Genomic DNA, 13,930 nt, shown 5'->3' on the forward strand with positions numbered 1-13,930 from the left:
GCTCCCGGCTCAGCGGTTACCGCGACGGCTCATGAAGGCCAGGCGCTCGAGCAACTGCACGTCCTGTTCGTTCTTGACCAGGGCCCCGGCCAGCGGCGGGATGGCCTTGGTCGGGTCGCGTTCGCGCAGCACCGCTTCGCCGATGTTGTCGGCCATCAGCAGCTTGAGCCAGTCGACCAGCTCGGAGGTGGACGGCTTTTTCTTCAGGCCCGGCACCTTGCGCACGTCGAAGAATACGTCCAGCGCTTCGCTGACCAGGTCCTGCTTGATGTTCGGGTAGTGCACATCGACGATCTGCTGCAGGGTGGTGCGGTCGGGGAAGGCGATGTAATGGAAGAAGCAGCGGCGCAGGAAGGCGTCCGGCAGCTCTTTTTCGTTGTTCGAGGTAATGATGATGATCGGGCGCTGCTTGGCCTTGATCGTCTCGTCGGTCTCGTAAACGTAGAACTCCATCTTGTCCAGTTCCTGCAACAGGTCGTTGGGGAACTCGATGTCGGCCTTGTCGATCTCGTCGATCAGCAGAATGACCCGCTCTTCGGACTCGAAAGCCTCCCAGAGCTTGCCTTTCTTCAGGTAGTTGCGCACGTCATGAACCTTGTCGACGCCCAGTTGCGAGTCACGCAGGCGGCTGACCGCGTCGTACTCGTAGAGGCCCTGGTGGGCCTTGGTGGTCGACTTGATGTGCCAGGTGATCAGCTTGGCGCCAAAGGATTCGGCCAGTTGCTCGGCAAGCATGGTCTTGCCGGTGCCCGGCTCGCCCTTGACCAGCAGCGGCCGCTCCAGGGTGATCGCCGCATTGACCGCCAGTTTCAGGTCGTCTGTAGCGACATAAGCGCTGGTGCCTTCGAACTTCATGAACCGATCCTCTAACGTAGCGCCGGGGGTACATGGCCCCTGGCGGAAAAATTGTCATGCACGACTATAACGCGGGCTCCGGGCGACTGGGAACGCAGACGGCCCATTCAGTCTCTGAATGGACCGTCACTCGGTGACTCAGTCAGCCTTGGGCGGTGGCTGTTCATAGCGGGAGTTGAAGGCCTGGACGAAGCCGTTGCGTAATATCTGCAAGAACGCCTCGAAGGCGCTGATATCGCTTTTATGCACGCTGCCGCTGAGTTCCACGCGGGTAGCGAACTGGTTCTTGCGCTGGTTCTTCAGCACGGTTTCACCGCCGCCGACCAGGGCTTCCCAGATCGAGCGGAAAAAGCCCTTGTCCTTGCTCTCTACGTCCTGTTGCCAGTTGAACACATCGACGTCGCGCAGCAGCGGCTTGATGTAGCCTTTGAGCCGGCCTTTCTCGGCTTCGGCCTCGATCACCAGGTCGCCATGGCCGGCATTGAAATCAAACTTGCCGTAGGCACTGGCAAAGTCGTTGAGCCGGCGCAGTTCAATACCGGTGGCGCGCAGGCGGAATCTGAAGTCTTGGAAATCGCTGAAGGGGTCGAAGGTGGCGCTGCTTTCGACGCTGGCATCGCCCAGCAGACGGGCCTTGCCGTCAAAGGTGGCATCGCGCCGGCCCTTGCGGTCCTCGACGTTGGTCAGGTTGCGAATGCTGGCGTCGAGCTGGGTGGCCTTGAGGTTGACCGGCGGTTTGGAGTTGAAGTTGCGAAAGCTCAGGATACCGTCGTCGATGCGCACTTCGTTGAGGGTGATCGGCAGCAGTTTTTCCAGCTGCTGGCGCCAGTCGGTGCCTTGACCGGTTTGCGAGGTCTGCTTGCTGGTGCCGTCGACGAAATTCAGTTGTGGCTTGAGGAAGATCACTTCAGCCACCACTGCCTGGTCGTGCCACAGCGCATGCCAGCTGACCGACAGGTCGATCAACGGTGCCTCCAGGAACGGCACCGGGACCTTGCCGCTGGTCTTGACGATGTTCAGGCCGTTGATCTTGTAGGCGCCGCGCCACAGCGCCAGGTCGACGTCGGTGATCTGCCCGCGGTAGTCGCCCATGTCGGCGAGTTTATCGTTGAGGTAGTTGCGCACCAGCACCGGCAAGGTCAGGTGCAGGGCCAGCAGCAACAGGGCGATGCCTAAAAGCCCCCACAAGGGCCAGCGGTAGCGGCGTTTCATCGGCGGCGGTTTCCGGCAAGGTGGTGATCGGTTGACCCCTGTCAGTTGCAGGGGTTCGCCGGTTGTGGACGCACTGGCGTTGCAGGCTTACCCTTGAAGTTTTCCGCCTGGTGCATAAAAGGACCCCGCCATGAGCCGTATCTTTGCTGACAACGCGCATTCCATCGGCAATACACCGCTGGTGCAGATCAACCGCATCGCCCCGCGCGGGGTGACCGTGCTGGCCAAGATCGAAGGGCGCAATCCCGGGTATTCGGTCAAGTGCCGGATTGGCGCGAACATGATCTGGGACGCCGAAAGCAGCGGCAAACTCAAGCCGGGCATGACCATCGTCGAGCCCACCTCGGGCAATACCGGCATCGGCCTGGCCTTTGTCGCCGCTGCCCGTGGCTACAGGCTGCTGCTGACCATGCCGGCATCGATGAGCATCGAGCGGCGCAAGGTGCTCAAGGCCCTGGGCGCGGAACTGGTGCTCACCGAGCCGGCCAAGGGCATGAAAGGCGCTATCGAAAAGGCCAACGAGATCGTCGCCAGCGAGCCGTCGGCGTACTTCCTCCCTGGCCAGTTCGAAAACCCGGCCAACCCGGCGATCCACGAGAAGACCACGGGCCCTGAAATCTGGAACGACACCGATGGCGCGGTCGATGTACTGGTGTCCGGCGTCGGTACCGGCGGCACCATTACCGGCGTGTCGCGCTACATCAAGCAGGCCCAGGGCAAGGCGATCCTGTCGGTAGCGGTCGAGCCGATCGTATCGCCAGTGATCACCCAGGCCCGCGCCGGTGAAGAGATCAAGCCCAGCCCGCACAAGATCCAGGGCATTGGCGCCGGTTTCGTGCCGAAGAACCTCGACTTGTCCCTGGTGGACCAGGTCGAGCTGGTCAGCGACGAAGAGTCCAAGGCCATGGCCCTGCGCCTGATGCAGGAGGAGGGCATCCTCTGCGGCATTTCCTCCGGGGCGGCCATGGCCGCGGCGGTGCGCCTGGCGGAAAAACCGGAGATGCAAGGCAAGACCATCGTCGTGATCCTGCCGGATTCCGGCGAGCGTTACCTGTCGAGCATGCTGTTCGCCGACCTGTTCACCGAGCAGGAAACCCAGCAGTAAGTCGCGGCGGTGCTGATCCCGGGCAATAACCGCCAGCGTCGATTGTTGCACAATCCTTGACACTGAATCCCGGCCCCGCAGGTTTTCACCGGGGCCGGATCGGTTAATATGTTCGATTAATCCGGCAGTGATGGCCTGATCGAAATTCCAAGGAGTGTTGCATGACCTTTTCCTTTGTCGCCAAGGCAGGTGTACTGCTGCTGTTTTTCGGCAGCACGCTGTATGTACACCTGCGCGGCAAGGCGCGTTTGCCAATGTTGCGCCAGTTCGTCAACCATTCGGCGCTGTTCGCCCCCTACAACGCCCTGATGTACCTGTTTTCCGGTGTGCCGTCCAAGCCGTACCTGGACCGCAGCCGCTTCCCTGAACTCGACGTGCTCAAGGACAACTGGGAAGTGATTCGCGAAGAGGCCATGCACCTGTTCGACGAGGGTTATATCCGCGCCGCCGAAAAAGACAACGACGCCGGTTTCGGTTCGTTCTTCAAGAAGGGCTGGAAGCGTTTTTACCTGAAGTGGTATGACAAGCCGCTGCCCTCGGCCGAGGCGCTGTGCCCGAAGACCGTCGAGCTGGTCAACAGCATCCCCAACGTCAAGGGCGCGATGTTCGCCTTGCTGCCTGGCGGCAGTCACCTGAACCCGCACCGTGACCCGTTCGCCGGTTCCCTGCGCTATCACCTGGGCCTGTCGACACCGAACTCCGACGACTGCCGGATCTACGTCGATGGCCAGGTGTATGCCTGGCGCGACGGTGAAGACGTGATGTTCGACGAAACCTACGTGCACTGGGTGAAGAACGAAACCGAGACCACCCGGGTGATCCTCTTCTGCGACGTCGAGCGGCCGCTTAACAGCCCACTGATGACTCGCATCAACCGCAAGGTCAGTGCCTTCCTCGGCCGCGCCACCGCGCCGCAGAACACCGACGAAGAACGTGTTGGCGGGATCAACCAGGCCTATGCCTGGAGCAAGCGCTTCAGCAATGTCATCAGCAGCCGCGTGAAGCAGTTCAAGCGAGCCAATCCCAAAGCCTACCGGGCGTTGCGACCGGTGCTGGCGGTGGTGGTTGCCTACCTGCTGTATCGCTGGTTGTTCTGATTGTTTCGGGCCGCTTTGCGGCCCATCGCCGGCAAGGCCGGCTCCCACAGTGGATCTGCATTCACCACCGACTTGCCAGCCTGAAACAGGCTGGTCTATAGTCACCCCACTTCACCTCACCGAAGACCTGCTCATGCCAGCTTCCTGCCTATCCACCGTATTCGCTACCGCGCCTGACGCGGTTGTCGTTGTGCGCGGGATTCAGCAGCCGGCCATGATCAGTCACTACCCCCCACCTGTCAGTAGCGTGGTCGTGTGCAGCGTTGCACCGCCAAGCGTGGTAGTGCTGGGCTAAGCGGCCAATCGCTGCGTCCCCACACACCTGCACCCTACTGAATACGGTTGGCTGCCCCTCGCGGGTGGCACCGTTCGGCTTATCTGCCCGAATTACAGGTGGCATTCATGTCTGTTTTATCGAAACAATCCGTGGCCTCGGCGGCCACTACCAGCCTGTTCGTCCTGCTCTGGAGTAGCGGGGCGATCGTCTCCAAGCTTGGCTTGGCCCACGCCAGCCCCTTTGCCTTCCTGCTGCTGCGTTCGGCCCTGGCCCTGGCGGGCCTGCTGTTGCTCAGCCCGTTGCTCAGATTGCACTGGCCGCGCACCCGCCCGGCGGTGTTGCAAGCCCTGGCCACGGGTTGCGTGTTGCTGGGTGCCTATCAGATCTTCTACCTGCTGGCGCTCAACACCCACGTCACTCCCGGGGTCATGGCCACGGTCATGGGCGTGCAACCGATCCTCACCGTGGTGCTGATGGAGCGTCAGCGCTCCTGGAGCCGGCTGTTCGGCCTGGGCCTGGGCTTGAGCGGCTTGATCATGGTGGTCTACCAGGGCATCAACCTCGGCGGTGTGTCGCTGGGCGGCATGCTGTTTGCCTTGCTGGCGCTGATGAGCATGACCTTTGGTTCGATCATGCAAAAACGCATCACCAGCAACCCTATGGGCACCTTGCCGCTGCAGTACCTTGCCGGGCTGTTGATGTGTGCAGTGTTCGCACCGTTTCAGCCGCTGCAGGTGGAGCTGACCGACAGCTTCATCGGCGCCTTGTTGTGGATGGGACTGGTGGTGTCGCTGCTGGCGACCTTGCTGCTGTACCGGCTGATCGCCAAGGGCAATCTGGTCAATGTCACCAGTCTGTTCTACCTGGTGCCGGCCGTCACTGCGGTGATGGACTACCTGATCTTCGGCAACCGTCTGGCGGCACTCAGCTTGCTGGGCATGGGGCTGATCGTCATTGGCCTGCTGTTCGTGTTCCGCAAGCCGGCTGCCGCACAGGCGCAACTGCAAGCTGACTAGCACTGCAGGCCGCCCGGCACAACGCCGGGCGGTCTGCCCTCAGAAGTAGTAGCCGATGTTGATGTTGGTGCGGTAGTACCAGTCGTTGCTGCCGACCGAGTTGGTGTTGGTCCAGCCCGTGCCGTTCTCGGCGCCACCGAAGGGGTTGGCGTTCTTCGCCCAGGTGAAGTCGACCCAGGCCATGATCGGCATGGCCAGAAACTGCGCGCCCACGGTAAACATCTGCGAATCATCCCAGCCGCTTTTGTCTTTCATCATGCGGCTGTAGTCGTTGTACACCTTGATCTTCTTCAACTGGCCCAGGCTCGGGGTGAAGATGTCGTAGCCGACGTTGATCGAGCCGATGGTGGCCTTGGAGGCGATCAGGTAGGCCGGGGTCAGGCCGTTGCCGCCCATCAGCACCGAGTCATTGCTGACGCCGTCGGGGTTCTCTGGATCGTATTCGTAACGTATGGCCTGGCTGGTCACGGTCCAGTTGCCGGCGTTGACGATCGCATGCACGCCGCCTGCCCAGTAGTCGCCATCGTCACGGGTAGTGGCGTTGTACAGTTCGGCCGCCGCCAGCGAGGCACCGATTTCAGTTTTCCAGCCGTCACCGGTAAAAGTCCGGGCGACCCGGGCATTGACCTGGTTGCGCTTCTCGTTGTCCTGGCGCGACTGGGTGAAGGCCACGGCGTTGTCGTCGAGATCGCTATAACGGCCGACTTCCGGCGAGTAGCGAATGCCGCTGGGCAGCATGCGCGGGAAGTAGCCCAGTTGCAGGTCCCAGTCCTTGTCCTTGTAGCTGTATTTCAGGCCCGTGCCGGCGCTGACGCCATAACCCATGAAAAACGGGATGTGGTAACTCCAGCCAAACTGCGGGTACGGCTCAAGGCCAAAGGGTTTGAACGGCGCGCCCAGTTGCACGTTGGAATTGGCATTGAAGCGATAACCGACGTAGCCGCGGTCGATCGAGCGCTTGCCATCATCCTGGAACCAGTAGCCGACATCGCTGAACAGTTGTTTGTGGGTGGCCTGGACATCCAGGCGGAACGTATCAAAGAGGAAACGCCCGTTGTTCTCGGTGGTGTCCCAGTGTTCATCGCGGTAGTTGACCCGCAGCGCGCCGCCGATATCCAGCGAACTCTGGCCGTCGTCACTGCGCCAGGCAATGTGCGGGAATGGTTTTTTCACTGCTGGCGGCTGGTCCGGCGCCGCAGGGCCGGGCTCGGAAGCGAAACTGGCGGCGCTGCTGATGATCAGGCCCAGGCTTATCACGTACTTGTTCATATCAATGCCCCGCAAGGTTGAGCAGTGTCTGTGGGCAACAGCTGTCCGCCGCCTTGAGCAAGGCGTTAAGCGAGAGTCAGCGGTGGCACATCGGTGGGTTTTTTATTGTTTTATAGGTGGTACGTTGTTTTTATATTTGAACTCGAGAGGGAAAGAGCAGGAACTGTGCCAGTGCGGATAAACGGTTTGTTGTCAGATAAATATCATGTAAAACAATTATTTATATCTGAAACACATGAAGTTGTGCCGTGGGTGGAACAGGCCGGGATTTAAGTAACAGCAGTGGGCAATGGCAGTGCGGTTTAACTGCACAGCGCGCGTTGACAGTGCGTGGGTTGTTTTATCAATGAATAAGTAATTGACTGTTTTGGGGCCGCCGGACCTGTGGGAGCTGGCTTGCCAGCGATGAGGCCCGACAGCGGAGCAAAAAAAACCGGCACACCCGGTGCCGGCCAATTGCGCGTGTTGAAAGGGTTACAGATCAAGCACCATGCGCCGGCTCTTGCAGCCCGACACACAGACCATCATCGATGTATTCGCCGCCCGTTCGGCCTTGGTCAGTACACCATCGCGGTGGTCGATATCACCCTCCAGCACCCGGGTCTCGCACGAACCGCATACACCCTCGCGGCAGCTGTATTCGATATCGCAACCGGCTTCGAGCAGCACATCGAGCAGGTTCAATCCGGGCTCGATGTTCAGCGTCTTGCCGGACTTTTTCAGCTCGACGCTGTAGCTGTCCTGGGCATCTTCCGAAGGCGGCAGCTCGGCGGCGGTGAAGCGTTCGATGTGGGCATGGGGGTAGCCCAGGCTTTCGCAGGTGCTCTCGAAAGCATCGAGCATCGGCGTCGGGCCGCAGCAGTAAAAGTGCGTATCACTGGGCTGCCCGGCCAGGTAGTGAGCCAGGTCCGGCACCGCGTTTTTCTCGTCGTTGAAGTGGTAGAGCACCTTGGCATCGACCCCGCTGAGCTCTTCCAGTAGCGCCGCTTCCTTGCGTGAGCGGGCGCAGTAGACCAGCTCGGCGGATTTACCCAGGGCCAGCAACTGGCGAAACATGCAGTAGATCGGCGTGATGCCGATACCCCCGGCCACCAGCACATTGTGGCTGGCGTGCGGGTCGAGGGCGAAGTTGTTGCGTGGCGGCGAGATGTTCAGTTGCGTGCCAACGCGCAGTTGCTCATGGACGAACGCCGAGCCGCCGCGGCTGTTGCGATCACGCAGGATGCCGACCACATAACGGCCCTGGTCGCTCGGCGAGTTGAGCAATGAATAGCTGCGCACCAGGCCGTTGGGCAGGTGCAGGTCGATGTGCGAGCCGGCTTCGAACGGCGCGAACACGGTATCGCCCCACGGGCGCAGTTCGACGCTGATGATGCCTTCGGCTTCGTGGCGCAGGGTGTGCACCAGCGCGGTGATGGTAGAGGAGTTGGACATCGGTCACCTCAATGGCGCAGTGCGCAAGTCAATGTCGAGCCGGGCGCTGGCTTCGATTTCCACCAGCAGTTCAGGGAACACCAGGGCGCTCACTGCAACCAGGGTGGAGGTGGGGTAGCAGGCAAAACCTGTGAAGAAGTCGCGGCGGGCGCGACCCACTTCGTCCTTGTCGGCAATGTCGGTGAGGTACACCGTCAGCCGATAGATATTGCCGATGTGCCCGCCTGCCGCTTCCACCAGTGCCCGGGCCTTGTCCAGCACCACCAGGGTCTGCTGGTAAGCACCCAGTGGCGTGCCGCGCTCGACGGCCTGACGGGTGGCGGGATGACCGGTCATGCCGGACATCACCAGGTCGTTGCCGAGCAGCAGGGCGTTGGACCAACTGGCACTGGCCGGCTCGGTCAAGCCCTGGGCCTGGATACGTTGTACGGCCAGGTTCATCACAGCTGTTTCGCTTCGATCAGCGCCAGTTGTTCCTTGGCCTTGCCTTTCAGGTAGCGGCGCAGGCGCACCACACCCAGGTCATGCTGGTAGAGGTTCTCGCGCTGGTTGGCGTCGTACTCCATGAACTCCAGCAGCACCCGGTCCTGTTCCAGCACCGCCCAGTGACGGGCTTCCAGGCGGTTCTTGTAGAGGAAGCGCCAGGTGTCGCGCTGCCAGCCGGTCAGTGGCCGCGCGCGCCAGTGGAACACCGCCGACAGGCTGCGGCTGCTCGGGGTGTAGCTGCCGATGATGGTGAAGTTGCCGCCCGGGCCGCCGGTCTTCGGGTAAGGGATTTCCAGGCGCAGCCAGTGGCAGCCGTTGTCGAGGAATTCGGTCCAGTCGAAGTTGACCCCACGCTGGCCTTCCTTCTCGAAGAAGAAACCCTGCTCGGTATCGCGAGTGACGAACTTGGCGGTGGCTTCGCCTTCGCTCATCGAGTGCGACATCTTGTGCAGGTAGGTGCCGTGCATCGGGTCCATGACGTTGTCGAGCACGTAGCGGTAATCGCCTTGCCACTCGGTGTAGCAGAGGAAGCTGCTCCACTCGGGCGAAGTCAGCTGCTCGGGCAGCACCAGTTCCGGCGGGGTGTCCAGGTGCGGCTCGGTAGCGTTGAAGAGGAAGATCGCCCCGGCCGCTTCACGGGTGTGAAACATGCGCGTCGGGCGGCTGCCTTCAAGCTTGCAGCCCGGGCTGCCGGGGACCTTGGTCACGGTACCGTCGCAGCGTACTTCGACGCCGTGGTACGGGCACTGCAGGCGGTCGCCCAGCACCGGGCCCTGGGACAGCGGCGCGCCACGGTGCGGGCAGTGGTCTTCGAGGGCATGCACGCTGCCATCGTTGTCGCGCCACAGGGCGATCTTGTAGCCCAGGCGGCGCACCGACACCGGCTTCTCGCCAAGCAGCTGCGAGGGCAACACAGGAAACCAGAGGTCTTTGAGGCCGTTGGCCAGGTGGTTCTCAACAGGATCGACGGTGAATTGCATATTCATCTTGTTTTACCTCCGGCGGGTCATGCGCCCAGCCGCGCCATCAGGGTTTTATAGGAATCTTCGGTCCACTCGCCACTGGTCAGCGGGCAGGGCGGCCCGGCCAGGTTCAGGTGCGCCAGCAATTCGGGCAGTTGGGTCACGCCGTTGCCGTAGGCGCGCTCGATGGAGTCGCCGAGCAGCTCCTCGAACGGGGTGTTGGGCCGTTTGCGCGCCTGATGGGGCTCCAGGTACGGTTGGTTGTTGCTCATGTCATTGACCTCCATTGCGGACCCGTTCGCGGATCATTTCGCGGACCGGGACAAAGTCGTACGTCGGATAGCATTCGGTGCGGAACACGCCCCAGGCGGCGCGCTCCAGTTCCACATTGACCTTGCCGAGCAGGCTCGGCGGCAGGCGCAGGGTGACGATCTGGCCCAGGCCCATGGCCACGGTCCAGGACACCAGCTCGACGCCCGCAGGCGGGAAGCTGTCCCACCAGCCCATCGTTTTCATGTGCGCCTGGATCTCTTCCAGGTTCTTTGACTGGTCGTGCCTGAGCAGCACCGTCAGTTGCATCGTTTCGCTCATGTTCAGGCCTCAGGCGGCGCTGGCGGTGGGCACGGCCCAGGCGTCATAGCCGTAGACCCAGTCGGCGTTGCCGCCGGCCTTGAGCCACTGGTTGCCGCGCGAACCGATCTGGATCTGGCTGGTACGCTCCAGGCGTGCCAGCTGATAACCCTGCAGCGCGCTGGCGATCTGCGCAGGGCTGTTTACGTTCTGCAGATGACGGGCCAGCACCACCGCATCCTCGATGGCCTGGCCGGCGCCCTGGGCCATGAACGGCATCATCGGGTGGCAGGCATCACCGAGCAGGGTGATCGCGCCTTCGGACCAGTACGGCAGCGGGTCGCGTTCGTACAGCGCAGTCTTGAGGACATCGTCGCAGGCGTCGAGCAGGGCCCGGGCGTCGGCGTGGAAGTCCTGGTAGTGGCTGCGCAGCTCGGCGGCGTCACCGGCGGTGGTCCAGGACTCCAGGTGCCAGCTGTCCTGGGCGGTGGTGGCGAAGATGAAGATGTCGCGGCCCTGGTTCAGCGGGAAGGTGACGATCTGGCTCTGCGGGTTCGGGCCCCACCATTTGGTGAAGGCCTGGATGTTCGGCACCTGGGCTACACGGCTGGCCGGGACCACGGCGCGGTAGGCGACCACGCCGGTGAAGCGTGGCTGCTCTTCACCGAACAGGGCGTTGCGCACCACCGAGTGAATGCCGTCGGCGCCGATCAGCAGGTCGGCACGATGGTGGCTGCCATCCTTGAAGCGCAACTCGACGCCGCTGGCATCCTGCAGCACCTGTTCGGCGCGCTTGGCGAACTGCACGTTCTGCAGCGGGAACACATCGGCCAGGGCGGCCAGCAGGTCGGCGCGGTGGATGGTCAGTTGCGGGGCGCCATACTGGCTTTCGGCGGCATCGGCCATCTCCAGGCGCGAGGTTTCTTCGCCGGTGTTCCACAGGCGGCTGATGCGATGGGTGGGGCGCGCTGCCGGGATACGCACGGCCGGGCCTACACCGAGGCCGTCGAGGGCGCGCACGGCATTGGGCGTGAGGTTGATGTCGGCACCGACCCGCAAAAACGCTTTGGACTGTTCGAATACCGTGACCTGGTGACCGGCCTGGCGCAGGGCGATGGCGGCGGTAAGGCCGCCGATGCCGGCACCGTTGATGGCGATGTTCAACGAAGACATGGACAACTCCTGCTCAGGGTTTGGGTTTGTCGGTAAGGAACTTGCCTTGCGGCGCCTCGACATGCTGTTGGCGCCGGGTATTGCCATCGATGCCGCCGGCAATCGCCCATTCGGCAAACACCGTCGGGCCCGGTTCGAACTCGCGCGGCTGCCATTCGCCGGTCAGTTGGTCTTCGTCGGCGTAGTACTCGACCAGGGCGCCGGCCGGGTTCTTGAAGTACCAGAAGAACGCCGACGACACCGGGTGGCGACCCGGGCCGATCTCGGTGGCCCAGCCACTGCGCGAGATGTGCATGCCGCCGCCAAACACTTCGTGCAGGTCGCGCACGGTGAAGGCCACGTGGTTAAGGCCGGCCCGTGGCGCGGGCAGCTGGAGCATGAACAGGTCGTGGTGGCCACCTTCCTCGGCGGTGCGCAAGAACGCGCCGCGATTGGGGTAGCGGTCCGAGGCCTGGAAGCCGAAGCGCTCGTGGTAGAAGGCTTCGCAGGCATTCACATCCTTGACGAAGAACACCACGTGGCCGACTTCGATCGGCGTGGCGCGCTCGTAGACCGGCGCCGGCTTGTTGATCCGGCCCTTGGTCTGCCAGGTGTTGTGGCCGCTGCACTCGATGTCCAGCGCGCGCTTGCGGGTCACCTGCAGGCGGATCGCCAGGCCGTTGGGGTCGGTGCAGCCGATGCGTCCGTTACCTTCGACAAAGCCCGGGTCGTTGGCGATGCGCTGGCTGTACAGGGCCAGGTCGGCTTCGCTCTCCACGCCCCAGACCACTTCGCGCACGGTCGAGCCCGGCTCGATGGCCGCTGGCAGGCCGGCCTTGTTGATGTCGGCCAGGACCACCCGGCAGCCGTTGAGGGTTTCGAAGATCACCTCGTCGGCCTGTTCGCTGACCTTGTCCAGGCCCCAGTCGCTGAAGAAGCGCACGCAGGTGGCGAGGTCTTCGACGCCGTAGGTGACTTCATCGATGCCCAATACGCTCATGGCCTTGCCTCCGCACCGGCCCAGGCCAGTGGTTGTTCGTTCATGCCCCAGTAGAGGCTTTTCTGTTCCATGTACTGCAGGATCCCCAGGCGGCCCTTTTCGCGGCCCAGGCCGCTGTCACGCCAGCCGCCGAACGGCGTGGAAATGGAGAACTGCTTGTAGGTGTTGATCCACACCGTGCCGGCCTGGATCTTGCGGCCCAGGGCCCAGGCGCGCTTGTAGTCGCGGCTCCAGATGCCGGCGGCGAGGGCGTAGAGGCTGTCGTTGGCCTGCTCGATCAACTCGGCTTCGCTGTCGAACGGCAGGGCCACCAGCACCGGGCCGAAGATCTCTTCCTGGCAGGTCTGCTGGTTGTTGCCCAGGCCTTCGAGGATGGTCGGCGGGTAGAAATAGCCTTGATCGTAGATGCCGCCGCTGGGGCGCTGACCGCCGAGCAGCAGGCGACCGCCTTCGGCCAGGCCGAGAGCGACATAGCGCTCCACCGACTCGCGGTGCGCGGCGCTGATCAGCGGGCCCATCTGCGTCGATTCGTCAGCCGGGTCACCCAGGCGCAAACGCGCTGCCCCGGCCACCAGGCGCTGCATGAACGGCGCATACAGGGCGCGGGCGACGAACAGCCGCGAACCGGCAATGCAGGCCTCGCCCGAGGAGCTGAAGATGCCGTACAACACTCCGGCCACGGCGTGATCGAGGTCGGCGTCATCGAGGACGATGGTCGGCGACTTGCCGCCCAGCTCCAGCGACACCGGCATCATCTTGTCGGCGGCGATATGGGCGATGTGCTTGCCGGTTTTGGTCCCGCCGGTGAACGACACACGCTTGATCAGCGGGTGCTGCGTCAGCGCATCACCGAGCAGTGAGCCCTTGCCCGGCAACACGCTGACCAGGCCCTTGGGCAAGCCTGCTTCTTCGCAGATCTGCGCCAGTTGCAGGGCCAGCAGCGGGGTGATTTCCGCCGGCTTGATCACTACGGCGTTGCCGGCGGCCAGGGCCGGGGCGACCTTTTGCGCTTCGCTGGCGATCGGCGAGTTCCACGGGGTGATGGCCGCCACCACGCCCATCGGCTCGTAGACGCTCATGCTGACAAAGTCGCCGCGCGACGGGGTGATGGTTTCTTCCAGGGTTTCGCAGGCGGCGGCGAAGAACTGGAAGGTACCGGCGGCGCTGGCCACCAGCGCCCGGGTTTCATTGATCGGTTTGCCGTTGTCCTGACGCTGCAATTGCGCCAGCTCTTCGCTGCGCTGGCGGATCAGCTCGGCGATGCGGTACAGCACTGTGGCGCGTTCGTGGGGCTTGCGCTGGGCCCAGCCGCTGTTGAGAAACGCCTGATGGGCGCCTTGCACGGCGTCTTCGACATCCTCGAGGCTGGCGGCGTTGAGCCAGGCCACCGGCTCGCCCGTGGCCGGGTAGCGCGTGGCGTAGCGCTCGCCACCGCCCAGGCGCCAGGTGCCGGCGACGCAGATAGGTAAAGTCTGTTCCAGAGTCATCGTCGTTC

14 protein-coding genes are annotated in these 13,930 nt (G+C 63.0%); 3 read left to right on the plus strand and 11 right to left on the minus strand.

Annotation, left to right across the window (positions count from 1 at the left end; all coding sequences use genetic code 11):
- Positions 1 to 9: 9 nt before the first annotated feature.
- Together LOY45_RS06555 and LOY45_RS06560 are read right to left on the minus strand one after the other, a co-directional pair.
- Positions 10 to 855, minus strand: coding sequence for an AAA family ATPase (locus LOY45_RS06555; RefSeq protein WP_115088248.1), 846 nt, complete (start codon positions 853 to 855; stop codon positions 10 to 12).
- 138 nt (positions 856 to 993) lie between these two features.
- On the minus strand, positions 994 to 2,067 hold the full coding sequence (locus LOY45_RS06560; RefSeq protein ID WP_115088247.1) for a DUF748 domain-containing protein: 1,074 nt from the start codon (positions 2,065 to 2,067) through the stop codon (positions 994 to 996).
- A 130-nt stretch (positions 2,068 to 2,197) separates the two neighbouring features.
- Here LOY45_RS06560 and cysK point away from each other — a divergent pair, with 130 nt between their 5' ends.
- The 3 genes from cysK (at position 2,198) to LOY45_RS06575 (ending at position 5,562) form a co-directional block, all read left to right on the plus strand.
- Positions 2,198 to 3,172 carry a cysteine synthase A gene (cysK, locus tag LOY45_RS06565; protein WP_258578877.1) on the plus strand — a complete coding sequence of 325 codons (975 nt, stop codon included), beginning with the start codon at positions 2,198 to 2,200 and terminating at the stop codon, positions 3,170 to 3,172.
- Between the two features lie 161 nt (positions 3,173 to 3,333).
- Positions 3,334 to 4,269, plus strand: a complete 936-nt coding sequence (locus tag LOY45_RS06570) for an aspartyl/asparaginyl beta-hydroxylase domain-containing protein (protein WP_258578878.1) — start codon at positions 3,334 to 3,336, stop codon at positions 4,267 to 4,269.
- A gap of 402 nt (positions 4,270 to 4,671) precedes the next feature.
- Positions 4,672 to 5,562 (plus strand): DMT family transporter, encoded by an 891-nt coding sequence (locus tag LOY45_RS06575; RefSeq protein ID WP_115088244.1) that lies wholly within the window; start codon positions 4,672 to 4,674, stop codon positions 5,560 to 5,562.
- A 39-nt stretch (positions 5,563 to 5,601) separates the two neighbouring features.
- On the opposite strand, the gene LOY45_RS06580 is transcribed toward LOY45_RS06575, so the two are convergent.
- From LOY45_RS06580 to LOY45_RS06620, 9 genes are all read right to left on the minus strand, one after another.
- A complete protein-coding gene (locus LOY45_RS06580) occupies positions 5,602 to 6,831 on the minus strand; it encodes a hypothetical protein (protein WP_258578879.1) in 1,230 nt (409 codons plus the stop codon).
- Between the two features lie 474 nt (positions 6,832 to 7,305).
- Positions 7,306 to 8,265, minus strand: coding sequence for a PDR/VanB family oxidoreductase (locus LOY45_RS06585; protein WP_115088242.1), 960 nt, complete (start codon positions 8,263 to 8,265; stop codon positions 7,306 to 7,308).
- Positions 8,266 to 8,268: 3 nt separating this feature from the next.
- Positions 8,269 to 8,706 (minus strand): Rid family hydrolase, encoded by a 438-nt coding sequence (locus LOY45_RS06590; protein ID WP_115088241.1) that lies wholly within the window; start codon positions 8,704 to 8,706, stop codon positions 8,269 to 8,271.
- A complete protein-coding gene (locus LOY45_RS06595) occupies positions 8,706 to 9,737 on the minus strand; it encodes an aromatic ring-hydroxylating oxygenase subunit alpha (RefSeq protein ID WP_115088240.1) in 1,032 nt (343 codons plus the stop codon). Before LOY45_RS06595 ends, LOY45_RS06590 begins: the two co-directional genes overlap by 1 nt.
- A 20-nt stretch (positions 9,738 to 9,757) precedes the next feature.
- Positions 9,758 to 9,985 (minus strand): recombinase-like helix-turn-helix domain-containing protein, encoded by a 228-nt coding sequence (locus LOY45_RS06600; protein ID WP_115088239.1) that lies wholly within the window; start codon positions 9,983 to 9,985, stop codon positions 9,758 to 9,760.
- Between the two features lies 1 nt (position 9,986).
- Positions 9,987 to 10,304 (minus strand): hypothetical protein, encoded by a 318-nt coding sequence (locus LOY45_RS06605; RefSeq protein WP_134063783.1) that lies wholly within the window; start codon positions 10,302 to 10,304, stop codon positions 9,987 to 9,989.
- Between the two features lie 9 nt (positions 10,305 to 10,313).
- Positions 10,314 to 11,456, minus strand: coding sequence for an FAD-dependent monooxygenase (locus LOY45_RS06610; RefSeq protein WP_258578880.1), 1,143 nt, complete (start codon positions 11,454 to 11,456; stop codon positions 10,314 to 10,316).
- Positions 11,457 to 11,469: 13 nt separating this feature from the next.
- The gene (locus LOY45_RS06615; protein WP_115088236.1) at positions 11,470 to 12,435 is read right to left on the minus strand and encodes a VOC family protein; all 966 of its coding nucleotides are present in this window, start codon (positions 12,433 to 12,435) and stop codon (positions 11,470 to 11,472) included.
- Positions 12,432 to 13,922, minus strand: a complete 1,491-nt coding sequence (locus LOY45_RS06620) for an aldehyde dehydrogenase (RefSeq protein ID WP_115088235.1) — start codon at positions 13,920 to 13,922, stop codon at positions 12,432 to 12,434. Before LOY45_RS06620 ends, LOY45_RS06615 begins: the two co-directional genes overlap by 4 nt.
- Between the last annotated feature and the right edge of the window lie 8 nt (positions 13,923 to 13,930).

This window comes from Pseudomonas wadenswilerensis (assembly GCF_024749185.1).
GTDB classification, from domain to species: domain Bacteria; phylum Pseudomonadota; class Gammaproteobacteria; order Pseudomonadales; family Pseudomonadaceae; genus Aquipseudomonas; species Aquipseudomonas wadenswilerensis.